Below are 26,588 nucleotides of genomic sequence, written 5' to 3' on the forward strand. Positions count from 1 at the left end.
TGATGACCAATGGATAAGGCGATATTCAGGGGGGTCACTATATGACTGGCAAATATATCAGTGATGATGGTGAAATTACCGGGCATTGGGCACTGGTAGGGGGAAGTTTTACCCTTAAATCTATTATGCCCCCACAGTTCATTGGTGTCTGAACGGGTCAGGGGCTTGCAGATTTTTTTGCAGCAGAAATACCGCTATTGGATGGGTGCTTACGGTGATTCCTGACCATTGTTGGACAAGCCCGCAGGGCCAATATCAGACAATGGACTGGATTCCGTGGTTTCAGTTTCATGTGGAGTTGTTGAACGGGTATAAATGTTCAACCCAGCCAGAAAAACGCCACCTAAAGAACTCAGAGCCATAACTGCAATCAGAATAATGAGTGCTTTTCTCAGCATAATTATTTTCACTTTTTATCTAAATAGCGTGAATTATATCCTGTTTACTAAATGAAACAACCATGTTGCATTCTTGCTGTATATGCTCGTGATGTTTCAAGCTGCGATTCGAGTTATTTAGAGCATAGAGATTAACGAGATTTAAACAGAAATTTCCCCAAAGTGACCAAAACCACCGCAGAAACAATGACGGCTAATGCCCACCACTCTCGGGTAGAGAGACTTTCACCGGCAAAACTAATACCCAACAATACTGCAACGACTGGGTTTACATAGGCATAGCTGGTTGCCACCGCTGGGCGGACATTTTTCAGTAGGAACATATAAGCACTGATGGCAAGCATTGAGCCAAAAACAATCAAGTAAAGTAGTGACAGAATGCCCGCCATCGAGGGAGTTTGGGTCAGTTCTTCGCCACTTAGCGTACTGGCAAGCAGCAAAACAACGCCAGCGACCAGCATTTGCGCTGCACCGGACATCGGCCCATTAGGTAACGCGATTCGTGAGCTCCAGACCGAGCCAAAAGCCCAACTAGCAGAAGCCAGTAATATCAGCAGCGCGCCCAGTGGATTGCCTAATAAGTTGCTGCCGGTATTGAGCAATATAATACCTACCAGCCCAAGAGCAATGCCTGACCATTCCAGTTTAGTATTCCGCATCCCCCATAACATACTGAAACACAAAGTGAAGAGTGGAACAGTTGCCACCATCACGGCGGCAATGCCGGAGGGAACATGCTGGTGTTCTGCAATGGTGACTAACCCATTACCGATAGCCAATAATAAAATACCGATCGTGCTGGCACCCATCCATTGGCGCAAAGTGGGGAGGGCATGACCACGAATAGCCAGGAAGCTGAACAATAATACCCCGGCAATCAGGTAGCGTAATCCTGCCATCATCAGCGGTGGCCAGCTTTCGACCCCGATTCGAATGACCAAATAAGTAGAACCCCAGACGAAGTATAAGGTGAAAAGTGAACCGACCAGCAACCACAGATTACGGCTATTTTGCTTCAGCATAGTTATTCAATAGGAAAGGAACAATAAAATAGAGATGTACCAGTAAACATGAGAATAGCTATCGTTAGCAAAGGTTTTTATCATTTATTTACGTTTTAATTTTTCGTCTAAAATTTTCGTTAAAACAGATAGTTATTCTTATAATCAATACCAGTTGGTTTAATAAGCAGTGACAAAACCTACTCTTATCAAGAAAGTACAAATTGCTTAAGGGATGATGCATAAAATCAGGGTACACAACTGAGCCTATATGACAATTATCAAATAAGGTGAGTGGGTTATGGGGCAATACGTTTGCTGATGGGGGGCCAGATTAGGATGCGTATTATTAATCTGACACGTTCTTATTTCGGCCTGGCGACACTGTTGGCACTGCTTTTTATGCCCATCGCTGAGGCAGCACAGAGTGAATACATTTTTTTATCTACCCGTGCGCTGCAACATAATCAACGGGTTATCGCGGAAGATAAAGAGAAAGATCGATTGCAGAAAGGGATTGAACAGGCTGATTTTTCCGATACAGCGAGTCAAATGTACAAAACTGAAGCGCTGCGTGGCGTCGGGTTATTATCTGTTCCTGTTAATAAATAAATTATTAATAAGTAATAAAAAAACCGGGAGTGACCTCCCGGCAAAATGTGATGACTGCTAATAAAATAAATTCACAAAACACGATGAAACATTCAAACAATAAAGCAATGAGGATAATGCTAAATCACCAGATTAGAATTGATAGACCAGGCCAACCGCAGCAACGTTATCTGTATTCAGTTTCAGTTTATTATCATTGTTCAACTGGTTTATTTTATAATCTACATAGGTTGACATGTTTTTATTGAAGTAATATATAGCACCGATGTCAATGTATTTGACCAGGTCAGCATCGCCAACACCTTCGATATCTTTTCCTTTAGATTGAATATAAGCCAAAGAAGGTTTTAAACCGAAATCGAACTGATATTGTGCGACCAATTCAATATTCTGAGTTTTATTAGCAAAACCACTAACGCCAGTTGAAACATTATTAATAACCGCAGTACCAGAAATAGGTGTCATATTGCGGGTTTCAGCGTAAGTTGCACCTAAGTAAACACCGTTATCATCATATTTCAGGCCAGTTGTCCAGGCATCAGCTTTATCGCCTTTACCAAATCGACCTTCTTTCTGGGCTGTGGTGCGGTTAGATGAAGAATAAGCTGCACCCACACTGACACCCGCACCAATTGCGTAGCTGGAAGACATGCCGAAGCCGTCGCCATTCTGTTTGGTGGCATCTGCACGGCCATTGGTGTTGTCGGATTCGTTGCCATTTTTACCCTGATATTGCAGGGAGAATTTCAGTCCATCAACCAGACCGAAGAAATCTGTATTACGGTAAGTTGCCACGCCAGTCGTACGGCCAGTCAAGAAATTATCTGTTCTGGTGTAGCTGTCATTACCAAATTCCGGCAGCATATCGGTCCAGGCCGCGATGTCATATAATACGCCATAGTTACGACCATAATCGATTGAACCTAATTTACCGTAACGTAAACCCGCAAATGCTAAGCGTGTTTTGTTGTCTTTTGTTTCTTGGCTTTCAGCGTAGTTAGCGGCGAAGTTATATTCCCACTGACCATAACCAGTTAATTGGTCGGTGATTTGGGTGGCACCTTTAAAGCCAAGGCGAACATAAGATTTGTCACCATCACTTTTACTATTATCAGAGAAATAATGCAGAGCTTTTACTTTCCCGTATAAATCCAGTTTATTACCATCTTTATTGTAGATTTCTGCTGCGTGTGAAGAAGTGGCAACTAATAAAGCCGGTATTAGGATTGCCAGAATATTACGTTTCATATTTATGCCCTGTTTCTCTTATTTGAAAAGACGCGAATAGTAGAATTTTTTGCTGTATTCAATATCTGTCTGAATTCATCCAGCGCAGAATTTTTACCGCATCTGTGTGATATATTTATGACAAAATATAAATAACTACGATTTTGCGTAAATATTATGCATTTTCAGCTGCACTAAACTGACACTTATCTATACCCTAAATAATTCGAGTTGCAGGAAGGCGGCAAGAGAGAGAACCCCGATGAGCTTACTGTTGTAAGTGATTCGGGTGATTGAGCGTAGCCAACGCACATGCAGCTTGAAGTATGACGGGTATAGTGCTTTCGGGCTGACGTGAGCGCGACGGTGTGGGACAATAGGGCAACATTCAGTTTAGATAAGATATGCATGGCGTTGTCCCCAGCAGTAAAAGAACAAATTAGTCAGTGGTATAAGGCTCTTTCGCAACAGATCCCGGACTTTATTTCCCGTGCTCCACAGCGCCAGATGATTGCCGAAGTGGCAAAAACACTGGCCGGCGACGCAGGCCGTCACTTGGCTATTGAGGCCCCGACGGGTGTTGGCAAAACACTGTCTTATCTGATCCCCGGCATTGCCGTCAGCCGGGCAGAAAGCAAGCCGCTGGTGGTCAGTACCGCAAATGTGGCGTTGCAGGATCAGATTTACAGTAAAGATTTGCCGCTGTTGAAGAAGATTATTCCTGACCTCAAGTTCACCGGTGCCTTTGGGCGCGGGCGGTATGTTTGTCCACGTAATCTTGCGGCGATGTGCACGGATGTGTCCGGACAAGGGGATTTATCACTTTTTCTCGGTGATGAATTAGCCCCTGCTAATGGTGAGGAACAGGCTACGTGCCTGGCACTGTCTAAGTCTTTGAATAGTCATGTTTGGGATGGCCTGCGTGACCATCATCAGTTATCACTTAGTGACAGTTTGTGGGCCAAATTAAGTACCGATAAGGCCAACTGCCTCGGGCGTAATTGTCATTATTTTCGTGAATGCCCATTTTTTATTGCCCGCAAAGAAATCGAAAATGCTGATGTGGTGGTCGCCAACCATGCATTAGTCATGGCGGCATTGGAAACTGAATCCGTATTGCCCAATCCCAAAGAGCTGCTGCTGGTATTGGATGAGGGCCATCATCTGCCCGATGTAGCACGGGATGCGCTAGAAATTGAGGGTGAAATCACCGCTTTTTTTGCCAATATGCAGCTGGATATGATTGCCCGGCTGGTAGATCAATGCATGGTGCAATACCGGCCGAAAAACCCGCCGGGTCTGGCGAATCCTGAGCGTTTGAAGGATCACTGCGAGCAGTTGCGTGAGCTGATGTTGAGTGTAGAACAGCAAGTTAGTCAACTTTTACCCGCCGATGGTAGCCCGGCAGTATATCGCTTCGAAATGGGCGAGTTACCGGGCAGTTTGACGGAAGATTGCGCCAAATTATTCAAGTTGACGGATGCCCTACGTGGTCTGGCTGAGTTTGTTCTTAATGATTTGAGCGAACAAACCGGTAAGCACGATATTGTGCGGTTACATCGTGCCATTTTGCAAATGAGCCGGACATTGGGTTATCTCGAGGCCATGAGTAAGCTTTGGCGTTTGGCTGCCATGGAAAAAGCGTCGAATGCACCGATTTCCAAGTGGATTACTCGGGATTATCGCGAGAACCAAACTCATCTCTATTTTCATTGCGTGGGAATTCGTGTTAGTGATCAACTAGATAAAATGCTGTGGCGCAAAGTGCCCCATGTAATAGTCACTTCAGCTACATTGCGTTCACTCAATAGTTTTGCGCGTTTGCAGGAATTGAGCGGTTTGAGCGAAAAGGCCGGAGACCGGTTTGAAACCTTGTCATCACCCTTTAATCATATTGAGCAAGGGAAGCTGATTATTCCCAAAATGCGCTTTGAGCCGACTATGGCTCATGAAGCTGAGCATTTGGCAGAAATGGCGCATTTCTTCCGCGCGCAGCAAGCCAGTGGGCGACATAAAGGTATGTTGGTCCTGTTTAGCAGCCATCGGGCGATGCAAACTTTTCTCAGCCATGTTACCGATTTGCGTTTAATGCTGTTAGTCCAAGGTGATCAACCGCGCTATCGGCTGGTTGAAGAACACCGTAAGCGGGTGAAGAATGGCACCGCCAGTGTGTTGATTGGCTTGCAATCTTTTGCCGAGGGGCTGGATTTGAAAGGGGACTTATTGACTCAGGTTCATATTCACAAAATTTCATTTCCACCTATCGACAGCCCGGTTATTTTGACCGAGGGTGAATGGCTTAAGTCATTGAAACGCTATCCATTTGAAGTGCAGAGCTTGCCAAGTGCTTCATTTAACTTGATACAGCAGGTCGGGCGCTTGATTCGAAGTCATCAATGTCACGGTGAAATTGTTATTTATGACCGGCGTTTGTTAACCAAGGGCTATGGCTCGCGGTTATTGGCGGCGTTGCCGATTTTCCCCATTGAGCAGCCAGATATGCCCGAGGGAAAAAGTATTCCTGCACTGCCGGTGAAAGTGGCCGCTAAGGCGGGTAAGAGAGTGCGGAAGAAACGGGCGTCTTTATAATAGGATTCGGTTATCAGAGCGGGGCGATTGATTATTTATAGTCGAGGTTGCCTTTCTGATAAGCGAATTCCACTCGCATCTAACCTCAAATCACAGCAAAACTCATTGCCTTTATTAATTATATTTTAAAAAATAATTTGATCTGACATCTTTTCTGATAGACATAAATTCAGTGACTAAGCTTATACCAGCCGCGGGTAAGCAGACACTAACACGTCAAGTGGTACCTCCGGTGTACATTGCTGCTATTGATTCGCGGCAATGCTAACTGCTATCAATATATTTAGCGGACTGAGGTCGATCAATATGAAACAGCTAATGGCTGAATTTATTGGCACTTTCTGGTTGGTATTAGGCGGATGTGGCAGTGCAGTATTGTCTGCAATGTTCCCGGAGGCGGGGATTGGGTTTCTCGGTGTGGCGTTGGCATTTGGGCTGGCGCTGGTCACGATGTCCTATGCATTAGGGCATATCTCTGGTGCGCATTTTAATCCTGCGGTATCACTCGGTTTATGGGTGGGTGGCCGTTTCTCTGGCGCGCAATTACTGCCTTATATTCTTTCGCAAGTGCTTGGGGGATTAGCTGGCGCAACAGTTTTATATTTAATCGCCAGTGGCAAAGTCGGTTTTGATGTCAGTGCCGGGTTTGCCAGTAACGGTTTTGGCGTGCGCTCCCCCGGAGGTTACAGTTTACTCTCGGTATTGCTGGCCGAGGTGATTTTAACCATGGGTTTTGTCATGGTGATTATGGGGGTGACGGATGCAGCGACCCCCGCAGTAGTCGGCCCTTTAGTCATTGGCCTATTTTATACATTGATTCATTTAATCAGTATTCCAGTGGATAACACCTCGGTAAATCCTGCTCGTAGCACCGGTGTGGCTATTTTTGCCGGTGGAATTGCCTTGCAACAATTATGGGTATTTTGGTTGTCCCCTTTGGTGGGCGGAGCTTTGGGCGGCGCTATTTATCAAGTGCTATTTAGCCGGCCCGAAGAGCTGGACAATCCATAGAGACATTCAGCTCATTGCTGTGGATTACTCACTTTGGCCGATCAATATCCCGCACTGGAGATTGAAGCGCTGGTCGGGGCCTTTACTCCATATTCACCGCAGTAACAATTTCGGGCACATTCATCACTATTGGTGATAAAGTTTCAGAAGTATTCAACTTATTTATATTCTGAATAATTCGAGTTGCAGCGGCCGTGTAATAAAAAAAGCCAACACAGGCAACTTGCAGGATGACGGGTATAGAGTTACGGAACATTGAGAGGCGAAATACCGCACCATGGATTACAGCAAAATTATCAAAGAGATTGGGCGCGGTAAAAATCATGCCCGGGATCTGGATCAGACGACCGCATATGAACTATATAAAGCCATGTTGGCCGGGCAAGTACCGGAGCTGGAACTGGGTGGCATTCTGATTGCATTTCGTATTAAAGGTGAATCTGAACAGGAGATTTTGGGGTTTTATCAGGCGATGCAGGAACAGGTGATGTCACTGCGGGCACCGCAAAATCGCCCATTACCAGTGGTTATTCCGAGTTATAACGGCGCACGTAAACAAGCTAATCTCACCCCATTATTGGCGTTATTGCTAGCCCGCCTTGGGCTACCGGTGGTGGTACACGGCGTGACAGAAGACAGTAGCCGGGTGACCAGCGCCGAGATTTTCCAACACCTGAATATCCCTTGGTCACACAGTGCTACAGAGGCTCAACAGCGTCTGGATGATGGGCTGCCGGTGTTTATTCCTGTTTCAGCATTGTCCGCTCAATTAGACGATCAATTACAGCAACGCTGGCGTATGGGGGTGCGAAATAGCAGCCATACATTGGCAAAATTGGCAACGCCATTTGTTCGCGACCAAGCACTGCGCCTTGCCAGTGTTTCTCATCCAGAATATATGCAAAAAGTCGGCGGTTTCTTCCAGGCGATCAGTGCTCCGGCCCTGTTACAGCAAGGGACTGAAGGGGAGGTTTATGCCAACCCATTACGTTGCCCACCCATCCATTATATCGATAATGGTGAGCAGCAAATTTTGTTGGAACGCCAACCCGAGCCGGCCGAACTGGCATTACCCTCGTCGAAAGAGGCTGCCATTACCGCCCGCTGGATTGAAGATTGTTTGGCCAGTGTTGTACCCATTCCAGATTCTATCCAAAAGCAGCTTGCTTGCTGTTTGGTAGCCGTTGGGCGGGCGGAGACTATCGAACAGGCACGGCAACAAATTAATGACTTATAAGGCATTACTATCATTCGGTAGATGGCTATAGTTAATGTGTATTTTTAGTGGATAATTTAAATATTACATCCGTGATGTTTTTTTTTTGTATTTGTCTTTTTATTACTATTTGATTTTAATGGTTTTGCTAATTTAATTTAATCATGTTTTGTTGTCTTTTTTTGAGGGTGATAAACTCACTATTATTTGATTTTTACTGACTTAAATTGATATTAATGAATAATTGCTGAAAAGGAACACTATGCGACAAGCTTTGGACTACTTTACTGCTCTGAATAAGGATTACCTGGCTGTCCATCAGGCTAAAGAAGATCTTTTTTGGCAGAATTATATGGGGCTAGGTGGGGAGGATATTGCTCAGCAATTCTCTACAGCCGAGAGTGTTTATAAGCGTTTTATCGCACAGAGCCACCGCTTGAAAGAACTGCGTGACTTGATTGCCCAGTTGGAAAACGAGCCATCCACCGTGGATCGCGATGCACTACTGCACGGGTTGCAAGGGTGGTACCGTTTTTTTGATTGTAATGCTATTGAAGACCTCAACACACAAGCCCTACTTGATGAAATTATTGCCGCAGAATCATCCCTTTACCAACGGCGAAAAAGCTTCACTCTAACCCATTTAAATGCTGCCGGTGAGCGGGTTTCCGCCTCTCTGGGTGAGTTATTGACGAACCAGGGCACTAATGAAAATGCAGAATGTCGGCACAGTTCGCACTTGGCATTGCGAGAGTTGGAACAATGGCTATTGCATAATGGCTTGCCAGAATTAATTAGTTTGCGTAATCGTTTTGCGCGGAAATTGGGTTATCGCAATTACTTTGATTACAAAGTGAATAAAACCGAGCAGATGACGCCGGAACAGTTATTTGCCATTTTGGATCGTTTTGAAGAACAAACTCACGAGGCTAATTTGCGTAGTTTGCAGCAACTCGTTGAGGAAAAAGGCCTTGAAACGCTGGAGCCGTGGAATATTCGCTTTGCCAGCGGGGGAGATGTCACCCGCCTACTAGATCCTTATTTTCCCTTTGCCGAGTCACTTGACCGCTGGGTTAATAGTTTTAAGCGGCTACATGTTGGTTTTCGCGGCGCACAGATGAATTTGGATCTGCTGGTGCGTAAAGGGAAATATGAAAATGGTTTTATGCATGGGCCGGTGCCGCCTTTTGTTGACCAAGGCCACTGGGTTCCGGCGCGCATCAATTTCACCAGTTTGGCCAAGCCCGATCAGGTTGGAAGTGGGGCGTCGGGGCTAAATACCTTATTTCATGAAGGTGGGCATGCGGCCCATTTTTCTAATATTGTGCAAAATGCTCCCTGTTTTTCACAAGAATTCCCTCCAACCTCAATGGCCTACGCCGAAACGCAATCTATGTTCTGCGATAGCTTGCTTGATGATGCCGATTGGTTAAAACGTTATGCTAAGAACAGTCAGGGCGAATCGATTCCTGACGTATTGATTCAGGAAAGCATTCAGGCGCGACAACCCATGCGAGCTTTTAATGATCGGCATATTTTATTAGTGCCCTATTTTGAATGGCAACTTTATCAGTGGGATGATGCACAACGCACACCAGAAGCGATAACTCAACTGGCCCGAGACATTGAATTAAAAATTCTGGGTGTCAGTGGCAGCCCACGCCCGACACTGGCTATTCCGCATTTATTATCAATGGAGTCTGCTTGCTCCTATCAAGGTTATTTATTGGCATTGATGGCGGTAGAACAAACACGAGCATTCTTCCTCAACCGCGATGGTTATCTGACGGACAACCCCGCTATCGGCCCCGATCTTGCAGAACATTATTGGCGGCCCGGCAACAGTGTCACTCACGATGAAACATTGCGCAGCCTGACAGGGGAAAGCTTCAATCCAGATTATCTGGCGAAGGTTTGTAATCAAACCGTTGAAGAAGCTTGGGATGAAGCCCTGAAAACAATTAAACTGGCGGCAATACGCCCACAACCGGTAGCAGATTTTGACTTAAACGTGACTATGCGGGTGGTTGATGGAGATGAGCAACTGGCTGACAATCAGCAAGGTGATGAGGCCATGTGTCGCACATTTGCCAGTGCAATAAATGCCCGACTCCTATCAATGTGATTCGGTGTTTTGTCGACATAAAAAAGCCCATCAGGTTGGCTGATGGGCTTTTTCTCTTTCAGAAATGCTATGGCTCAATAAGGGCAGCGAGCATTGCTAAAATATAATATAAATATCAATTAGTTATAAATAGTCGCAGTACCGTGCATCAAGTTATTACCGGTTGTTGAGGTAATAGTAAAAGCTTTAGCACCGGCGGCATCTGCTTTTTCGGCCAGTTGTGCTTTCAAGCTGCTCAGGTCAGTGACGTTACTAACGGAGATAACACCGACTTGTTCTAATTTAGCCGCATCTTGGCTGTTGATGTGTTCTGCGGCAAAGCTAGCGAAAGACAGAGTAGACAGGGCGATAACTGCAACGAAATTTTTGATGTTTTTCATGATGTATTCCTATTCGATTTTAAGGTTGAAAGGGCGCTCCCTTTCGATGGAAGCTATATTACGCCCTTGCAGAGATTTTAAAACCGGATACAATTGAGTTAATTATTCAAAATATTTGATTGATAATTATCTGGGTTCATATCCTCAGGATATAAAAAATCAAAGTGATAACCATCGGCAATCTTTGAGATAAATCGGCAGATAGCGAGCTGTCTCTTGCGCTGCTGGCCCGTTCGCCGCGAATTTATGCTATCTTACGCGCCAGAAAATGCTTATCAGAGAGTCAGTACGATGGAAAACAAAAAAGTATTCCCTAAAGAAAAAAGTGGATTGCACCCGCGCAACCGTCATCGCTCGCGTTATGACTTTGATGCGCTTTCAGTCAGTTGCCCTGAATTAATCCCTTTTTTGGCCCCGAATGCCTACGGTGATATTTCTATCGATTTTGCCTCCCCGCTGGCAGTCAAAATGCTGAACAAGGCATTGTTAAAACATTTCTATGGCATTGAGTATTGGGATATTCCCGCAGACTTTTTGTGCCCACCTATTCCTGGTCGTGCGGATTATGTGCATCATCTGGCCGATTTATTAGCCAGCTGCAATGACGGTGTTATCCCGCAAGGTAAGAATATTGCGGTGTTGGATATTGGCGTCGGTGCCAATTGCATTTACCCCATTATTGGTCAACGGGAATACGGTTGGCGTTTCACCGGCACTGACATTGACTCGCAAGCTCTCAGTGCGGCGAAAATGGTGGTCTCCATGAATCCAACACTGAAAAATACTCTGCGACTTAAGCAACAAAAAGATCCGCAGGCGATTTTCGAAGGTATTCTGGCGGTGAATGAACGTTACGATGCCACATTGTGTAACCCGCCATTCCATGGTTCAGCAGAAGAAGCGGCCGCAACCACTCGCCGGAAATTGCACAAATTGGGTAAAGGTGAAGTTGCCGCTAAACCGGTGCAAAACTTTGGCGGAAAAAATAGTGAGCTGTGGTGTGAGGGCGGGGAAGAAGGTTTTGTCAGCCGCATGGTGGCAGAGAGCGCGACGAAAGCGCAAAATTGCTTCTGGTTTACTTCACTTATTTCGAAAAAAACCACATTACCGGCGATTTATCATGCTCTGCGTTATGCCAATGCAGTTGAAGTTCGTACCATTGATATGGCACAGGGGCAGAAAGTCAGCCGGTTTGTGGCATGGACTTTCCTGACGCCGGAGCAGCAGGTCGCCTGGAAAGCTGAGCGCTGGTAATCCCCGTCGCCCTAGGCGTCGCAGGGGTGTTGGCTGCATGCACTTACCCGAATCACTGACCTTTGTCAGCTCATCGGGATACGTTTACTTGCCGCCTATAGGCAATATTTAATTATCTGGATACAGCCCTATTTTCTACTGTTTTATTTCAATATTACTCAATTGGCTGTCAATCTAAATACTTTCGGCTATGCTAATTAAGATAATTCTTAGTCAGGCAAAATAGCCGACAAGTGTAAGTTTTATTTTGATTTTTTTCTGTGTTTATTTTTACTAACCAACTACCTCATCGTCCAGGGTGAAGAATAAAACGTAAAGAAAATTCTATTCTGATTTTCTGGTTTTTTGTCGTGCAAACATGTTGATAGTCACATGACTTATTTGCAGTTCAATCTTTCACCATAAGGACGCGACTTATGTTGTTCAATTTCAGCTCATCTCATGCATCGAAGCGCGCCGAACTGACCTCGATTGACAATGCAATCCCCATGATTATTTTCAAGCCGGATGGCACAGTAAAACACGCTAATACCTTATTTTTACAATCAATGGGATACCAACGGGAGGAGGTCCTCGGGAAGCATCATAGATTGTTTTGTGACCCACATTATGTGCAAAGTGATGCTTATCGTCGTCACTGGCAATTACTCAATGAAGGGCGGCCTATTACCGATAATATTAAGCGCATTCGTAAAGATGGCTCTATTATCTGGCTGCAAGGAACCTATACGCCGGTGCTCGATAATAAAGGGCGAGTGGTGGAAATTATTAAAATTGCCAGTGATGTGACTGAGCGTATTGTGCAATCTCAGGAACACCAGAGTTTATTGGCAGCGCTTAATCGTTCAATGGGAATGATTACTTTCACGCCGCAGGGTATTATTTTAGATGCCAATGATAATTTGCTGCATGTTATTGGTTATTCACTGGCCGATATTCGGCATCAGTCTCATCAGATTTTGTGTCTCCCTGAATTTGCGCACTCAGACGAATATCGTCAGCATTGGCAGCGGCTAGCTCAAGGTGAGTTTATTGTCGGGCGCTTTGAACGCGTGAACAGCCGCGGCGAGCGGGTCTGGCTGGAGGCGAGTTATAACCCGATTATGGATAAAGAGGGGCAAGTGCTAAAAGTGGTGAAGATTGCTCAGGATATTACACAATTGATGTTGCAGCAGGAACATGAAGAAAACCTGATTCGCGATGTACACCATTTATCATTAACCACTGACCGCTCGGCATCACAAGGGGCGGAGATTGTTCAACAGGCGGTGCGCGGCATGCAGGAAGTGGAATCTGTGGCGCGCGAAACCTCGGCGGTTATCAGTGAGTTAGGGCGTTGCTCGAAAGAGATCGGCACCATTGTGGAAGCCATTCGCAAAATTTCCTCGCAAACTAATTTATTGGCAATCAATGCTTCAATAGAAGCTGCCCATGCGGGTGAACACGGCAAAGGTTTTTCTGTGGTGGCCAGTGAGGTGCGAATTCTGGCAGAAAGTTCACGTAAGGCCGCTACTGAAATCGAGCAGATGACCAAGACTATTCAAAATGGTGCTATGGCGGCCATCAAGGGGATGGGCGTTTGTGTTGAGCAGGCCGGAGGTGGGGTCACGCTGACTCAAGATGCCGGTGAAGTCATTCATCAAGTGAATATAGGTATGCAGGATGTGGTGAAGTTGATGACAGCGTTTTCTCAGGTCAAGAATCAGCAAACTCATGTATAACCAGCTGTCAGCATAAAAAATGGCGGATATCAGTGAAGATACCCGCCATCATCTATTCTAACGTCGTCATTTTAACGTGATAATAAAATACACATCAGGAAACGTGTTGCAGGAATTCCTGTAAACGTTCACTGGGTGGATTTGAAATCAAGCTATCTGGGTCACCGTCCTGTGCTACCCGGCCTTTATCAATAAAGATTAGGCGCGATGCTACTTTTTGCGCGAAGCCCACTTCGTGGGTGACGATGACCATGGTCATGCCTTCTTCGGCCAAATCTTTCATTACGGTCAAAACTTCATGACGCAACTCAGGGTCCAGTGCCGAGGTCGGCTCATCAAACAGCATCAGCTTAGGTTTTACCGCCAATGCACGGGCGATAGCCACACGCTGTTGTTGGCCACCGGATAGCTCTGCCGGATAATGATGGGCGCGTTCTTCCAACCCAACTTTGGTCAATAACTCCATCGCGAGCTTATTGGCGGCTTCCTTAGAAGCACCGCGCACACGAACTGGGCCAAATGCCACGTTTTCTAGCGCAGTCAGATGTGGGAACAGATAAAACTGTTGGAACACCATCCCCGCTTCTTGGCGAATCAGGCGTTCATCCACTTTGGGGTCATTGACATCAAGGCCATCAACAATTAACTGACCACTGGTAATGACTTCCAGTTTATTGATACAACGCAGCAAGGTGGATTTACCCGAGCCGGAAGGACCAATAATCACCACCACTTCTCCCTTGGTGATATTCAGATTGATGTCGTGGAGCACCTGGGTTTTACCAAAGTGTTTGGAGACGTTTTTGAATTCAATCATATTATTTTCAGCTTTCTTTCTAACCGGCGCAGAACAAAGCTCAGAGCCAAGGTGATTATCAGGTAGATAACCGCAACCGCACTCCAAATTTCCATGGCGCGGAAGTTACCGGCAATAATTTCCTGACCCTGGCGAGTCAGTTCGGCTACGCCAATCACGATAAACAGTGAGGTGTCTTTGATGCTGACGATCCATTGGTTACCTAATGGCGGTAGCATGCGGCGCAGAGCCAAAGGCGCAATAACATAGCGCAAGGTATCGCGTTTGGACAAACCTAACGCCAGACCAGCTTCACGGAACCCATTGTGGATTGACAGCACTGCACCACGGGTAATTTCCGCAATATAGGCACCTGAGTTAATCATGATCGTCACAACGGCTGCTGAGAAGGGATCGATGCGCACGGGCATCATCATCGGCAGCGCAAAGTAGATGAACATCACCTGCACCACAATCGGCGTGCCACGGATCAATTCAATAAATACTAATGCGATATTTCTGCTCAGCCAACCGCCATAGGCGCGGGCAAAACCTGCTATAACCCCAATAATCAGGCCGCCAAGCAACCCCAGGACCGAAATCCATAGGGTTAACTTGGCGCCTTCAAGCAGGATTGGGATGGCGGGCCAAATAGCGCTCCATTCAAACTGCATGGATATTCTCCTGGTCTATACTCGTCATACTTCGAACTTTCAGAGTATAAAAATTTCAAAAAAATGAATTACTTAGGTTCTACGCCGAACCATTTTTTATAAATTGCAGCGTAAGTGCCGTCTTCTTTCAGGGATTTCAGCGCGGCGTTAACTTTTTCGCGCAGGTCACTGCCTTGTGGGAATGCTACACCATACTGTTGAGCTTTAATGGAGTCGCCCACCGCTTTGAACTGGCCATTACCGGCAGTTTTGATGAAGTAAAGGATGTTTGGTGTGTCATGCAATACGGCGTCAGCATTACCAGTACCTAACTCCAAATACGCATTATCGATATTTGGGAATTGGCGCAAGTCTTTGGTTTTGATGTTGGCTTTAGCATAATCGACAGAGCCGGTGCCGCTTTTCACTGCCAGCACTTTGCCTGCCAGGTCAGCTTCGCCTTTGATGTCGTTGTTATTCGCTTTGACCATCACCAGCAGGCCGCTGTTGTAATAACCATCAGAGAAATCGACGGCTTTTTTACGTTCGTCGGTGATGGTGATCCCAGCCAGTGCCAGATCCACGTTTTTGGTTTGCAACGCAGGAATGATGCCACTGAAATCCATTGGCTTCAGGGTGTATTTCAGATCCAGTTTTTTCGCGATGGCATCCCATAAGTCGATATCGAAACCGACGTATTTATCCCCTTGTTTGAATTCAAAAGGAACGAAAGCGGTGTCTGTGGCAACAATCAGTTCTTTTTCTGCGGCGTGGGAGCTAACGGCAAAGGCCAGCGCGAGAGCGGCCAATGAAACTTTGACAAGTGACTTCATAAGTGGGAGTTCCTTTGTGCTTTTGTGGATATACCCTTTGTTGTCGATATTGCAGCCAAACTGCAACCTCAATGGCGTGGGGCATGGGGATCCATTTTTATGTTTCAGTGTGCAATATGAAAAAAACGTGCCAGAAATGCAAGTTATTTAAAAATAGAGACATTTCTCTAAGTAATTAGTAGGCGAATACTTAGTCTGCGATTTTTGCACCAAATTGACGCCCTTAAATGGTGCAAAAATATCATTTTGGTGCAACCATTCAATTGTTTACTTATTATTAACTATATAGTCAATAATAAACAATCTATAGCTTACGCTTATGTAACAATATTGTTAACTGTATCGGGTTTTGGTTTGAAAATCGGGCAGGGAGGGAAGAGAGGGGGCATCTTCGTGAACAGAGCCGGATAACCGGCCCTGTCTTATTTGCTTCAAATGACAGGAATGTTGGCTGTTCTCAGTTAATGTTTTCCTGCGCTTTGAAATCTATCGGCGATATTAGCGCTGATCTTCAAGATTGGCTTCGAGGAACCACAAGAACTTATCAAGATCGCGTGAGGCGGCAGTAAACATGTCTGCGCTATCTTCATCTTTGACTTCAGTGATGGCTTTACGCACAAAGTTCGCCACCACACCATATCGGTCGGCTAACTCTTTCAGGTGGTCTTGCACGCTATGAATACGAGTCGGATAGCTCTTCAATGGGGTTTTTTCAGTCACTAGCTGTGCAGTGCCAAGTGCAATGCCCCCTAATTGTACCGCGCGTTCTGCAAAAGTATCGAGATGGTCGTTAATGGTGGTGCGGAAGCCATCCAGCATTTCGTGGACCGCAATAAAATTAGCTCCGCGCATATTCCAGTGAGCTTGTTTGGTGATAAGTGACAGATCAATAAACTGAATAACCAGCTCATTTAATAGCTTAATCGTAAGCTCTTTAGTATGTTCATCAACGTCATTTCGTGTATAGATGAGTTCGGAAGATTTTGCTTTTACCAGTTTTGCTGTACTCATAATAGGTATCCCTTTATTGAGTTGATTACCAATTTCTTCACCGGGATAAGTATAACAAAGATATTTAATTTTGTGGGGCAGATAGTGCCTATCAATTAAATAGCTTATTGCTAAGTGTGTTTTAAAGTGTCATTTAATGTTTCATTGCTAAAATATTATCATTCTTATTATTGTGCTCAATTGATAATATTTATCACTATGATTTATATGTATTTTTATATTTTAAATATAGATTATTTTCTTCATTGACTATTTTACTGCGTTATATCATTCCAGTATGCCGGAAAATTAATTTAACCGGCATACTCAAAGGGTTATTACCGTGCTCGGGCAACAATAAATAAGCGCGGGAACGCGAGTAAGCGCCGACCATCAACTTGTTGTAAATATGCCGCATCAATAATAGTCAGGTAATCTTGCAGGAAATCCAATCGCATAGATTCAGAGAGCGGCTCAAGGAAAGGGCGTAAACCGGTTGCGCGTAGCCAATCGACAATCGCCTGCGCGGAGGGCATCGGGTGATAATAGGTGGTGCGCCAAATATCGACTTGTTCAGCATGAGGAGCCAGCAAATCATAATACTGATTGGCGGTGAGCACCTTTACCCGCTCAGCCCCAGCCTCCTGTAGCGTTTGCTGCCATGGGCCGTTTGCGGCGACCTCTCGCATTGCCCTGTGGCTCGGCTCATCAAGATTATCCGGCATCTGGACGGCAAGTATTCCGTTGGCAGCTAGTTTAGAAAATAGGTAAGGGAAGAGTTGCTGGTGGTCAGTGAGCCACTGTAGCGATGCATTGGCATAAATCAGGTCTTGCGGCTCTGAAGGTTGCCATTGGCGGATATCGGCTTCGAGAAAAGCGCAATCGGGCAAGCGCTGTTGCGCACTGAGCAACATGGCGCGGGAGTTATCAATGCCGACCAGTTGGGCATCAGGAAAATACTCGCGCAGCAATTGCGTGGAATTACCCGGCCCACAACCTAAGTCACTGATACGCTGCGGTGTTGCTGCTTGAATATGTGCTAGCAGGTCGTGAGCGGGGCGGGTGCGTTCTGCTTCAAATTGGCGATATAAATCAGGATCCCAGTCTTGCATGTATGGCCTCCGAGAGAAAAATCACAGATTTTGTAGTGGTCCACTGAACAATACGGCCCCGGTGGGCTGGCCAGTGGGCGACCCGCCGTGAGGTTCCAAACTGATTGCCAGTAATGAATCGCCGGTTAACTGGTTTTCAGCCAGTGTCAGGTGTGTCGGCCCCTGAGCATTTAATAACCCCAATGAATGTGGTTTTTCTCCGGCGGGAATACGCCATAATTCAAGACTATTACTGTCACTGATGGCGACCAGATTCAAGGGTGTTAAGGTCAAACTGCGGGTCGATTTTTCCAGAGTGACCACCCATTGACTAGTTTGCTGACTATTTGACAAGACCGCTACCGGCAAGGTGGTGGGTGGGGACACCAATAAACGTGGAATCAGCAAAAATACGGCCAATGCGGCGGCCACCGCCCAGCCCAGATAAGGCCAGCGATTGTTATTAACCAGCCGGATATTAATTGGCGGCAATTGCAATTCCAGTCGTTTCCAGACCCGTTCAGGCGGGGCTAAAGGAGCTAATTGATTATCCAACTGCGTAAACAGACTTTGCCAACTGGCAACATCGGCCGCCAGTTGAGGATCGCGGCGAATTCTTCGGGTAAAACGCATTCTGGCCAGCCCTCGTAGGGTACCCAGCGCATATTCTGCGGCCAGTGCTGAGTCATATTCGCGTCTATTTTTCATAATCCTACGCAATCCTTCAGATGATCCAGCGCACGACGAATCCAGCTCTTTATCGTGCCAAGAGGTTGTTGCAGATGAGTTGAAATCTCCCCGTGTGACAGCCCTTGGTAGTAAGCCAGCATAAGGCTTTGTCGCTGTTCTGTGGGCAGATGTGTTAAACATTCAGCCAGCTTTTTGGCTTCGCTGTCTTGCTGCAATTGCGCCAGTGGCGTGAGCGCATTATCAGCCAGCGCATCGGTTTGTTCATCATCAAGCACTTGCAAACTATTATCACAGCCGCGCATCAGGTCAATGGCACGGTTACGGACAATATGCGTCAGCCAGGTTAATGGCGAGCTTAACTTCGCGTTGTAATTTCCCGCCCGATTCCAGACGCTGAGGAAACTGTCATGTAAAACTTCTTCTGCCCGGGCATGATTACGCAGGATTCGTAATGCGACGGCGAATAATCGGGGGGAGGTCAGACGATAAAGCTGTTCAAAAGCGGACTGATCGCCTTGAGCAATAGCATCGATCAGTCCAATCTGTTGTTCTACAGAACATTCATTCATGCGCCTATCCCTAAAAAACCCGTAAGGTGCAAGTATAGACGGGTTTTATTTAGGCATCAGAACAGTATCAATAACGTCGATCACACCATTTTTCTGTTGTACATCATAGATGCTGATATTGGCGACATTCCCTTTAGCATCTTTCAACTGAATGTTATGCGGCCCATTGTTCATGATCCACAATGATTCGCCATTTGCAGTTTTCAGCTCAGCCTTCCCGCCGCCCGCTTTAATTTTGCTTGCTAACTGCTGCATATCGTATTTCCCCGGCACCACGTGATAGGTCAGGATTTGGGTAAGCATGGCTTTATTTTCTGGTTTGACCAGATTTTCAACCGTACCTGCGGGCAATTTTGCAAACGCGGCATCGGTGGGCGCAAATACGGTAAATGGCCCGGGGCCTTCTAGGGTATCCACCAGCCCGGCCGCTTTAACGGCGGCCACCAAGGTGGTGTGATCTTTGGAATTCATCGCATTTTCGACGATGTTTTTGCTTGGCAACATTGAAGCCCCGCCCACCATGACATCTTCGGAGTTCATAGCGGCCATAGAAATACTGCTGAACACTAAGGACGCGAGCACAGTGGTACGAATAAGCGTTTTCATAATGTATTCCTTCTATGCTCGTCATACTTCAAGCTGCATGTGCGTTGGCGGCGTTCGTTACTCGGCCTGTCCATGGGCCTCACCTTGGTGAGGCCGCTGCAAGCAGCGTTCAAATCTGCTCCAGACCTATTTATCATCCGAATCAATTACTTATGTAATTTTATCGAAGTTCTCTCTCTTGCCGCCTTCCCGCAACTCGAATTATTTAGAGCGTGGGTGGATTGAGGTGAAGTCGTGCCTCACCTCTACCTATACGAATCAGCTAGGTGTTTTGGATGCAAAAAATGAGAAATAATCAATAAAAAACGCCAGCTCGCGGAATGACTGGGCTGGCGTACTCGATAAAGTTTCTCTGGGGGAACTGAGCGTCAGCTCTGATGAGGAACCAGTGCTCGATGCATAACATAGGCATCCACATAACCCAATTGGCTGTGGTTAAACGCGCCTGGCAGTGTGGCGAGAATTTCAAAACCTAGCTTTTGCCACAGAGCAACCGCGAGGGTATTGGTGCTGACCACAAAGTTGAATTGTATGGCGCGATAACCGAGGGCTGTTGCCTGTTCAATACAATGGATTCCAAGTGCTTTGCCAATGCCCAGACCGCGTGCATTTCCATCGACCATAAAAGACGCATTCGCAACATGATTACCCAGGCCGCGCTGGTTATCGATTAATTTATACATACCGACAACTCGTCCCTCATGCAACGCCACCCAGCACCGCACTCCGATACCAAACCAGTAATCATAAGCATCTTGTTCGGGCGTGTCTGGGGTGAACACATAGGTGTCGCCGCTACGGATTACCGCCTGAAAAAGTGGCCAAATTTCAGCAAAATCGGCTGTTGTTGCAATTCTGATTTTCATCTGTGGCTCCTGTTCAAGCAATTTCGTCAATTTGCGGTTTAGGTTTGATGGTCAGGGTAGCGCCGATGGAGGCGCTGATAATAGATGCCAGTGCCAGCCATTGAATCAGTGTCAGATGTTCATTTAAGAATACCAGCCCTGAAATCGCTGCTAATGCTGGCTCTAAACTCATCAATGTGCCGAATGTGCGGGTGGGCAAGCGGGTTAGTGCGACCATTTCAAGTGAGTAAGGTAATGCCGTTGACAGAATAGCTACAGCCAATGCCACTGGCAGAATTGCCGGGCTGAACAGTGCCATACCGCTATAAGCTACACCAATTGGACAGAAAATTATCGCAGCAATCAGAGAGCCAATCGCTACGGTACCCGGCCCATGATCACCACCGGCTTTTTGCCCCGAAACAATATAAAGCGCCCAGCAGACACCTGCGCCCAGAGCACAGGCCGCTCCAAATAGATCAATGGTTCCGATGCTGTTTCCCAGCGGTAACAGGAACCATAGGCCCAAAATCGCCAACCCGACCCAGATAAAATCGACCGGGCGGCGTGAAGAGAGCATAGCGACTGCCAGTGGGCCGGTGAATTCCAACGCGACGGCAATACCTAATGGCACTGTTTTCAATGACAGGTAAAAAAGGAAATTCATGCCACCCAAGGCAATTCCATAAATCAATAAGGGCAACCGACTACCGGCTTCAAACCGCATCCGCCAGGGTTTAAAAATAACAAACAGAATCAGCGTGCCGATACCCAGTCGCAATGAGGTTATCCCCTGTGCGCCGACCAGCGGGAACAGACTCTTCGCCAACGATGCGCCACTTTGTATTGAGATCATGGCGATCACGAGCAAGAGAATCGGGAGTAACGGGAGTGAATTTTTGGAAGAAGGAGACAAGGACATCCTTTTGAACCTCAAAGAAAAATAGTAGATATCAATCCTTGCCAGTGTAAATGAAATGTCTGTTAAGTGTTTAAAAATTACCAATTGACATAAAAATGGCGAAGAAAAAGCGGAAATAAAAAAATATTTTCTAATGCTGCTTATTTTTAATACTTTTCCTGGTGTTTTATTGAACTGAATAATTAAGATTAGTCTGGAATGGGTTTTGGTGATGAGTGTCACAAAATGGCGTAGAATACCCAAAATTCGTAAACGTATTAGTAAGATAGAAGATACTTGAAACTCTTTGTTACACCAAATAAATAATTAGACAATCATTCATGGGCAGAGTTTCATACTATTTTTTGTTATAATTTCATCGTTTTCAAGTTTCATCTAATAATTTGCGTTTTTCGAGGTGGTTATGAATAAAATTGCATGTCTTTCAGCTGTAGCAGCTTGTGTATTAGCAGTGACCGCAGGGTCAGCCTTTGCAGGTCAAAGCACCGTTTCTGGTGGTTATGCCCAGAGCGATTACCAAGGTGTTGCTAACAAATCTTCAGGCTTCAACCTGAAGTACCGTTACGAGTGGAGCGATTCCCAACTGGGTTACATTACCTCTTTCACTCACACTGAAAAAAGCAGCTTCGGCGACAGCGCATCTGTTTACAACAAAGCACAATACAACGCGATCACCGGTGGCCCAGCTTACCGTATCAACGATTGGGCTAGCGTTTATGGCTTAGTAGGTGTGGGTTATGGCCGTTTCAGCCAGAACTACCCAACGTCTCCTAGCGACAAAAACAGCACCAGCGATTACGGCTTCACTTATGGTGCAGGCGTGCAGTTCAACCCAATGCAAAATGTTGCCTTTGACGTTTCTTACGAGCAAAGCCGCATTCGTAGCGTTGACGTTGGCACTTGGGTTGCTGGCGTAGGTTACACTTTCTAAGCAACTGCTTAGGATAATCAGCATTCATCTCTAAGGGTGAATACTGTATTGGAAAAATCCGCTTTCGGGCGGATTTTTTTCGTCTGTAATAGAATATTAAGTTTTGTCGCTATATATCCTAATGTAGAAATACTATATTGATGAATAGTCATTTTCTTTCATTAACGCTATCCCTCCCTTATAACAAAAAATATCTTATTTTAAATATGTAAAAACAAGACATTAACCCGCTTACTGTTCCGGCGTGACAACGTAATTTACTGGTAAAAAGGGAATAATATGACACACTATTGTTGGCCTGATTAACTTTCATTGTTTCTGTCGAGATTTACACGTCAAGTTGGGCGGGTGATAATATATGATTATAAAACAGTAGGTTACTATAAAGTAGATAACTATAAAATAGGTTGTAATCATGACGACATATAGTGGACAAGCAGCACCGATGCTGCACGATACTAAACTTGAACAGCAGATTTTACGACGTTCGATTTTTTGTACTTTATTCATTGCTATCATGGGGATTGTTTTTGGTATTGTCTGTGGGTCTATGTCGATTATTTTCGATGGTATGTTCTCTGCTTTAGACGCAGGGATGTGCAGTTTATCTCTATTAGTATCCCGATTGTTGGGTCAACCGAACAGCCGGCGTTTTCAATATGGTTTTTGGCATGTAGAGCCGCTAGTCTTGGCTTTTAATGGTAGTTTACTGGCCTTCCTCTGTTTGTATGCTTTTGTTAACGCGATTAAAGGCATTATTGATGGCGGGCGTGAATTAGAGCTAGGTTGGGCGATTGTGTATGCTCTGGTAGTCAGCATTTTCTGTTTTACTATCTTCCTAAAGCAACGTCGTTTAAATAAACGCGTTAAGTCTGAGTTAATCGCATTAGATACCAAAAGTTGGCTGATGTCGGCGTGTATCAGCTCGGCTTTATTAGTGGCCTTTTTGCTTTCCTGGAGTATGGAAGGCACCCGCTATGAGCATTTGATCGTTTATACTGACCCTAGTGTATTGGCGCTGTTAACACTGATATTGATAACCGTTCCGATAAAAACCGTCATTGCCGCCGTCCGTGAAGTATTACAAATGACACCGGATACGCTGGATGCTTCCATGGAAAATATAATGGATAAGCTAATGGCGAAATATCAATTTATAGATTATTCACATTACGCTACTCGCATTGGTCGAGGTTTGTTTGTTGAGATTCATGTGGTTATTCCACCTGAAATGGAGAATAGCGGTGTATCTTATTTTGACCAAATACGCGATGAGATATCCCGCGCAATTGGTGAATCTGGGCCGCATCGCTGGCTAACCATCTCGTTTACCCGAAATCCGAAGTGGTTATAGGGTAGTAGGTTATGTGGGAGTCAGGGCGGAGGGCTATATTGTATTGGTCGTGCAATATAGCCTCTTTTATTTATCAAGTTCAGGATAAGATGAGTTAGCGATAAGATTTCATATGCTTACTCAGCAAATGGCACATTGATATAAAACGCTGCGGTTAAACTGTACCCCAGCTTTTAGCCTTAATCTCACCCGCTTTTCCACTCTTGCTGAGATTTCATGCAAACTGGAGGCGATACTCTTGCCATCTTGTGGCATAATGCGCGCCGAATCACATTTTCTATAATTCTTGAATATCCCTATTCAGTAATCCAATCGAGAGCGAGCTCTGTGCTAAGTACTAACAATATCACCATGCAATTCGGCAGCAAGCCGCTGTTTGAAAACATCTCAGTAAAATTCGGTGGCGGTAATCGCTATGGCCTAATCGGTGCTAATGGTTGTGGTAAATCCACTTTCATGAAAATCCTTGGCGGTGATTTAGTACCCAGCGGTGGTAACGTATTCCTTGACCCGAATGAGCGCCTGGGTAAGTTACGTCAGGACCAATTCGCCTTTGAAAACAACACAGTGCTCGACACCGTTATTATGGGTCACGGCGAACTGTGGGAAGTAAAAGAAGAGCGCGATCGTATTTACGCCATGGCCGAAATGAGCGAAGCAGACGGCTATAAAGTCGCTGATCTAGAAGTGGCTTATGGTGAAATGGATGGTTACAGTGCAGAAGCCCGTGCTGGTGAATTGTTGCTCGGTGTCGGTATTCCGGTTGAACAACATTATGGTCTGATGAGCGAAATCGCTCCCGGCTTCAAATTGCGTGTATTGCTGGCACAGGCCTTGTTCTCCGATCCGGAAATTTTGTTACTCGACGAACCTACCAACAACTTGGATATCGATACTATCCGTTGGTTGGAACAAATTCTAAACGAACGTAACAGCACCATGATCATTATTTCCCATGACCGCCACTTCCTGAATATGGTGTGTACTCACATGGCGGATTTAGATTACGGCGAACTGCGCGTTTATCCGGGTAACTATGATGAATACATGACGGCGGCGACTCAAGCTCGCGATCGTCTGCTCTCTGATAACGCCAAGAAAAAGGCCCAGATCTCTGAGTTACAATCTTTCGTTAGCCGCTTTAGTGCCAACGCTTCGAAATCCAAACAGGCAACTTCACGCGCTCGTCAAATTGATAAAATTCAGCTTGATGAAGTGAAAGCCTCCAGCCGCCAGAACCCGTTTATCCGCTTTGATCAGGATAAAAAGCTGTTCCGTAATGCACTGGAAGTTGAATTGCTAACCAAAGGTTTTGATAACGGCCCACTGTTTAAAAAGCTGGATCTGCGGCTGGAAGTGGGTGAGAAAGTGGCGATCCTCGGGCCGAACGGTATCGGTAAATCTACTTTGCTGAAAACGTTGGTAGGGGATTATGAGCCGGATGCGGGTACCGTAAAATGGTCTGAAAACAGTAAGATCGGCTACTATGCACAGGATCACGCCAGCGATTTTGAAATCGATCTGACGGTATTTGACTGGATGAGTCAGTGGAAACAGGAAAAAGATGACGAGCAGGCTGTGCGCAGTGTGCTGGGCCGTTTGCTGTTTAGCCAGGACGATATCAAGAAAAAAGTACAGGTCTTGTCTGGTGGTGAGAAAGGACGGATGCTGTTTGGTAAGCTGATGATGCAGCGGCCTAACATTCTGGTAATGGATGAGCCAACTAACCATTTGGATATGGAATCGATTGAAGCTCTTAACATGGCATTGGAAATGTACGAAGGCACGTTAATCTTCGTTTCTCATGACCGTGAGTTTGTGAGTTCATTGGCGACCAGAGTGATTGAAATGACACCAAGCAAGCTGATCGACTTTACCGGTAACTACGAAGATTATCTGCGTAGCCAAGGTATTCAGTCCTGATTATTTGATTGAGTGTTGATAAGAAAGCTGATGCAATGCATCAGCTTTTTTTATGCCCATATCTCATCAGTCTTGACCGCAAACCTCACATTTGGCATCTTTTACCAGCTTTAAACTGCGAAACTCTGCCGTCATGGCGTCATACATTAATATGCGGCCTGAAATCACCTGACCATAATCAGCCAGTAGTTTTATCGTTTCCATCGCCTGCAAATTACCAATAATACCCACCAATGGAGCCATTACTCCGGCCTCAACACAGGTCAGAGCGTTATCACCAAACAAGCGGCTGAGACAGCGATAGCAAGGTTTATCCTCTTGATATGTAAAGACACTCACTTGTCCTTCCATGCGAATTGCCGCACCAGAAATCAGTGGCTTACGTTGGGTATGGCATAGACGGTTAAGTTGCTCACGGCTGGCGACATTATCGGTACAATCCAGCACCAATTGATGCTCAGCTATGGCAATAGCAAGCTGTTCATCATCTAACTGAATATCAATTGTTTTAAGTGTCAGGCCAGGATTCATCTCCGCTAAAGTTATTGCTGCTGAGGTGACCTTAGACACACCGATACGGTCATCACGATGCAGAACTTGCCGTTGCAAGTTGGACAGAGAAACTGTGTCAAAATCCAGTAATGTCAGATGGCCTACACCTGCTACTGCCAGATATTGTGCTGCTGCACACCCGAGACCGCCTAATCCAACAATTAATACTTTGGCTGCATTGAGTTTTTCCTGTCCGTCAAAATCAAAACCCCGCAAAACGATTTGCCGGTTATAACGCAGAGTTTGTGCATCGGAAAGTTCAGGCAACATATCAGTATCCTAGTAATTTTTTGTTAAAA

Annotated in this window: 25 protein-coding genes; 10 read left to right on the top strand and 15 right to left on the bottom strand. The window is 45.6% G+C overall.

The features are described from left to right. Positions 1-209 precede the first annotated feature (209 nt). Together OP863_RS07050 and yedA are read right to left on the bottom strand one after the other, a co-directional pair. Positions 210-398, bottom strand: coding sequence for a hypothetical protein (locus OP863_RS07050; RefSeq protein WP_025377722.1), 189 nt, complete (start codon positions 396-398; stop codon positions 210-212). A gap of 131 nt (positions 399-529) precedes the next feature. Continuing rightward, a complete protein-coding gene (yedA, locus tag OP863_RS07055; RefSeq protein WP_050291424.1) occupies positions 530-1,420 on the bottom strand; it encodes a drug/metabolite exporter YedA in 891 nt (296 codons plus the stop codon). A 318-nt stretch (positions 1,421-1,738) separates the two neighbouring features. Between yedA and OP863_RS07060 the strand changes: the two genes are divergently transcribed. After that, positions 1,739-2,011 (top strand): hypothetical protein, encoded by a 273-nt coding sequence (locus OP863_RS07060; protein ID WP_265526020.1) that lies wholly within the window; start codon positions 1,739-1,741, stop codon positions 2,009-2,011. Between the two features lie 132 nt (positions 2,012-2,143). Here OP863_RS07060 and ompF2 read toward each other — a convergent pair whose 3' ends face one another. Continuing rightward, positions 2,144-3,259: a porin OmpF2 gene (ompF2, locus tag OP863_RS07065; protein ID WP_038634454.1), complete on the bottom strand. Its 1,116-nt coding sequence runs from the start codon at positions 3,257-3,259 to the stop codon at positions 2,144-2,146. A gap of 387 nt (positions 3,260-3,646) precedes the next feature. Between ompF2 and dinG the strand changes: the two genes are divergently transcribed. The 4 genes from dinG (at position 3,647) to OP863_RS07085 (ending at position 10,179) form a co-directional block, all read left to right on the top strand. Then, positions 3,647-5,827, top strand: coding sequence for an ATP-dependent DNA helicase DinG (gene dinG, locus OP863_RS07070; protein ID WP_265526021.1), 2,181 nt, complete (start codon positions 3,647-3,649; stop codon positions 5,825-5,827). A 306-nt stretch (positions 5,828-6,133) separates the two neighbouring features. Then, the gene (gene aqpZ, locus OP863_RS07075) at positions 6,134-6,838 is read left to right on the top strand and encodes an aquaporin Z (protein ID WP_265526022.1); all 705 of its coding nucleotides are present in this window, start codon (positions 6,134-6,136) and stop codon (positions 6,836-6,838) included. 277 nt (positions 6,839-7,115) lie between these two features. Beyond that, entirely contained in the window at positions 7,116-8,075 is a 960-nt protein-coding gene (gene ybiB, locus OP863_RS07080) for a DNA-binding protein YbiB (RefSeq protein WP_038634447.1), read from the top strand. Between the two features lie 241 nt (positions 8,076-8,316). Further along, on the top strand, positions 8,317-10,179 hold the full coding sequence (locus OP863_RS07085; RefSeq protein WP_265526023.1) for a M3 family metallopeptidase: 1,863 nt from the start codon (positions 8,317-8,319) through the stop codon (positions 10,177-10,179). Positions 10,180-10,298: 119 nt separating this feature from the next. On the opposite strand, the gene bhsA is transcribed toward OP863_RS07085, so the two are convergent. Beyond that, entirely contained in the window at positions 10,299-10,559 is a 261-nt protein-coding gene (gene bhsA, locus OP863_RS07090; RefSeq protein ID WP_038634441.1) for a multiple stress resistance protein BhsA, read from the bottom strand. Between the two features lie 291 nt (positions 10,560-10,850). Here bhsA and rlmF point away from each other — a divergent pair, with 291 nt between their 5' ends. Then, entirely contained in the window at positions 10,851-11,813 is a 963-nt protein-coding gene (rlmF, locus tag OP863_RS07095; RefSeq protein ID WP_186368378.1) for a 23S rRNA (adenine(1618)-N(6))-methyltransferase RlmF, read from the top strand. A 416-nt stretch (positions 11,814-12,229) separates the two neighbouring features. Continuing rightward, on the top strand, positions 12,230-13,534 hold the full coding sequence (locus OP863_RS07100; RefSeq protein ID WP_186368379.1) for a methyl-accepting chemotaxis protein: 1,305 nt from the start codon (positions 12,230-12,232) through the stop codon (positions 13,532-13,534). A 94-nt stretch (positions 13,535-13,628) separates the two neighbouring features. Here OP863_RS07100 and glnQ read toward each other — a convergent pair whose 3' ends face one another. From glnQ to rhtA, 10 genes are all read right to left on the bottom strand, one after another. After that, positions 13,629-14,351: a glutamine ABC transporter ATP-binding protein GlnQ gene (gene glnQ, locus OP863_RS07105; protein ID WP_038634434.1), complete on the bottom strand. Its 723-nt coding sequence runs from the start codon at positions 14,349-14,351 to the stop codon at positions 13,629-13,631. Next, positions 14,348-15,004, bottom strand: a complete 657-nt coding sequence (glnP, locus tag OP863_RS07110; RefSeq protein ID WP_005168189.1) for a glutamine ABC transporter permease GlnP — start codon at positions 15,002-15,004, stop codon at positions 14,348-14,350. The genes glnQ and glnP overlap by 4 nt, the downstream gene beginning before the upstream one ends. A 68-nt stretch (positions 15,005-15,072) precedes the next feature. After that, positions 15,073-15,816 (bottom strand): glutamine ABC transporter substrate-binding protein GlnH, encoded by a 744-nt coding sequence (gene glnH / locus OP863_RS07115; protein WP_004388693.1) that lies wholly within the window; start codon positions 15,814-15,816, stop codon positions 15,073-15,075. A 498-nt stretch (positions 15,817-16,314) separates the two neighbouring features. Beyond that, positions 16,315-16,827, bottom strand: coding sequence for a DNA starvation/stationary phase protection protein Dps (dps, locus tag OP863_RS07120; RefSeq protein WP_038634431.1), 513 nt, complete (start codon positions 16,825-16,827; stop codon positions 16,315-16,317). A gap of 317 nt (positions 16,828-17,144) precedes the next feature. Next, positions 17,145-17,918 (bottom strand): trans-aconitate 2-methyltransferase, encoded by a 774-nt coding sequence (gene tam, locus OP863_RS07125; protein WP_145587866.1) that lies wholly within the window; start codon positions 17,916-17,918, stop codon positions 17,145-17,147. A gap of 21 nt (positions 17,919-17,939) precedes the next feature. Continuing rightward, positions 17,940-18,605 (bottom strand): anti-sigma factor domain-containing protein, encoded by a 666-nt coding sequence (locus OP863_RS07130; protein ID WP_265526024.1) that lies wholly within the window; start codon positions 18,603-18,605, stop codon positions 17,940-17,942. Continuing rightward, the gene (locus OP863_RS07135; protein ID WP_038634424.1) at positions 18,602-19,156 is read right to left on the bottom strand and encodes an RNA polymerase sigma factor; all 555 of its coding nucleotides are present in this window, start codon (positions 19,154-19,156) and stop codon (positions 18,602-18,604) included. Before OP863_RS07135 ends, OP863_RS07130 begins: the two co-directional genes overlap by 4 nt. A 45-nt stretch (positions 19,157-19,201) precedes the next feature. Continuing rightward, positions 19,202-19,762: a fasciclin domain-containing protein gene (locus tag OP863_RS07140; protein ID WP_038634421.1), complete on the bottom strand. Its 561-nt coding sequence runs from the start codon at positions 19,760-19,762 to the stop codon at positions 19,202-19,204. Positions 19,763-20,130: 368 nt separating this feature from the next. Continuing rightward, a complete protein-coding gene (locus OP863_RS07145) occupies positions 20,131-20,628 on the bottom strand; it encodes a GNAT family N-acetyltransferase (RefSeq protein WP_038634417.1) in 498 nt (165 codons plus the stop codon). Positions 20,629-20,641: 13 nt separating this feature from the next. Next, positions 20,642-21,529 (bottom strand): threonine/homoserine exporter RhtA, encoded by an 888-nt coding sequence (rhtA, locus tag OP863_RS07150; RefSeq protein ID WP_145510245.1) that lies wholly within the window; start codon positions 21,527-21,529, stop codon positions 20,642-20,644. A gap of 403 nt (positions 21,530-21,932) precedes the next feature. Here rhtA and ompX point away from each other — a divergent pair, with 403 nt between their 5' ends. The 3 genes from ompX (at position 21,933) to OP863_RS07165 (ending at position 25,737) form a co-directional block, all read left to right on the top strand. Further along, a complete protein-coding gene (gene ompX / locus OP863_RS07155; RefSeq protein ID WP_038634412.1) occupies positions 21,933-22,460 on the top strand; it encodes an outer membrane protein OmpX in 528 nt (175 codons plus the stop codon). Positions 22,461-22,875: 415 nt separating this feature from the next. Continuing rightward, positions 22,876-23,814: a cation diffusion facilitator family transporter gene (locus OP863_RS07160; RefSeq protein ID WP_038634409.1), complete on the top strand. Its 939-nt coding sequence runs from the start codon at positions 22,876-22,878 to the stop codon at positions 23,812-23,814. A gap of 327 nt (positions 23,815-24,141) precedes the next feature. Next, a complete protein-coding gene (locus OP863_RS07165; RefSeq protein WP_071841807.1) occupies positions 24,142-25,737 on the top strand; it encodes an ABC-F family ATPase in 1,596 nt (531 codons plus the stop codon). Positions 25,738-25,803: 66 nt separating this feature from the next. Here OP863_RS07165 and moeB read toward each other — a convergent pair whose 3' ends face one another. Continuing rightward, a complete protein-coding gene (gene moeB, locus OP863_RS07170; protein WP_265526025.1) occupies positions 25,804-26,559 on the bottom strand; it encodes a molybdopterin-synthase adenylyltransferase MoeB in 756 nt (251 codons plus the stop codon). Between the last annotated feature and the right edge of the window lie 29 nt (positions 26,560-26,588).

Source organism: Yersinia sp. SCPM-O-B-9106 (C-191) (genome assembly GCF_026183365.1).
Taxonomy (GTDB): Bacteria; Pseudomonadota; Gammaproteobacteria; order Enterobacterales; family Enterobacteriaceae; genus Yersinia; species Yersinia rochesterensis.

Excerpts from the sequence above, each read along its gene's own strand:
- OP863_RS07145 (WP_038634417.1), bottom strand. The coding sequence starts at position 20,628 with ATGAAAATCAGAATTGCAACAACAGCCGATTTTGCTGAAATTTGGCCA.
- bhsA (WP_038634441.1), bottom strand. The coding sequence starts at position 10,559 with ATGAAAAACATCAAAAATTTCGTTGCAGTTATCGCCCTGTCTACTCTG.
- yedA (WP_050291424.1), bottom strand. The coding sequence starts at position 1,420 with ATGCTGAAGCAAAATAGCCGTAATCTGTGGTTGCTGGTCGGTTCACTT.
- rlmF (WP_186368378.1), top strand. The coding sequence starts at position 10,851 with ATGGAAAACAAAAAAGTATTCCCTAAAGAAAAAAGTGGATTGCACCCG.
- glnQ (WP_038634434.1), bottom strand. The coding sequence starts at position 14,351 with ATGATTGAATTCAAAAACGTCTCCAAACACTTTGGTAAAACCCAGGTG.
- OP863_RS07100 (WP_186368379.1), top strand. The coding sequence starts at position 12,230 with ATGTTGTTCAATTTCAGCTCATCTCATGCATCGAAGCGCGCCGAACTG.
- tam (WP_145587866.1), bottom strand. The coding sequence starts at position 17,918 with ATGCAAGACTGGGATCCTGATTTATATCGCCAATTTGAAGCAGAACGC.
- OP863_RS07140 (WP_038634421.1), bottom strand. The coding sequence starts at position 19,762 with ATGAAAACGCTTATTCGTACCACTGTGCTCGCGTCCTTAGTGTTCAGC.
- rhtA (WP_145510245.1), bottom strand. The coding sequence starts at position 21,529 with ATGTCCTTGTCTCCTTCTTCCAAAAATTCACTCCCGTTACTCCCGATT.
- aqpZ (WP_265526022.1), top strand. The coding sequence starts at position 6,134 with ATGAAACAGCTAATGGCTGAATTTATTGGCACTTTCTGGTTGGTATTA.
- OP863_RS07130 (WP_265526024.1), bottom strand. The coding sequence starts at position 18,605 with ATGAAAAATAGACGCGAATATGACTCAGCACTGGCCGCAGAATATGCG.
- OP863_RS07135 (WP_038634424.1), bottom strand. The coding sequence starts at position 19,156 with ATGAATGAATGTTCTGTAGAACAACAGATTGGACTGATCGATGCTATT.
- ompX (WP_038634412.1), top strand. The coding sequence starts at position 21,933 with ATGAATAAAATTGCATGTCTTTCAGCTGTAGCAGCTTGTGTATTAGCA.
- OP863_RS07050 (WP_025377722.1), bottom strand. The coding sequence starts at position 398 with ATGCTGAGAAAAGCACTCATTATTCTGATTGCAGTTATGGCTCTGAGT.
- glnH (WP_004388693.1), bottom strand. The coding sequence starts at position 15,816 with ATGAAGTCACTTGTCAAAGTTTCATTGGCCGCTCTCGCGCTGGCCTTT.
- dps (WP_038634431.1), bottom strand. The coding sequence starts at position 16,827 with ATGAGTACAGCAAAACTGGTAAAAGCAAAATCTTCCGAACTCATCTAT.
- moeB (WP_265526025.1), bottom strand. The coding sequence starts at position 26,559 with ATGTTGCCTGAACTTTCCGATGCACAAACTCTGCGTTATAACCGGCAA.
- ybiB (WP_038634447.1), top strand. The coding sequence starts at position 7,116 with ATGGATTACAGCAAAATTATCAAAGAGATTGGGCGCGGTAAAAATCAT.
- glnP (WP_005168189.1), bottom strand. The coding sequence starts at position 15,004 with ATGCAGTTTGAATGGAGCGCTATTTGGCCCGCCATCCCAATCCTGCTT.
- OP863_RS07085 (WP_265526023.1), top strand. The coding sequence starts at position 8,317 with ATGCGACAAGCTTTGGACTACTTTACTGCTCTGAATAAGGATTACCTG.
- dinG (WP_265526021.1), top strand. The coding sequence starts at position 3,647 with ATGGCGTTGTCCCCAGCAGTAAAAGAACAAATTAGTCAGTGGTATAAG.
- ompF2 (WP_038634454.1), bottom strand. The coding sequence starts at position 3,259 with ATGAAACGTAATATTCTGGCAATCCTAATACCGGCTTTATTAGTTGCC.
- OP863_RS07160 (WP_038634409.1), top strand. The coding sequence starts at position 22,876 with ATGACGACATATAGTGGACAAGCAGCACCGATGCTGCACGATACTAAA.
- OP863_RS07060 (WP_265526020.1), top strand. The coding sequence starts at position 1,739 with ATGCGTATTATTAATCTGACACGTTCTTATTTCGGCCTGGCGACACTG.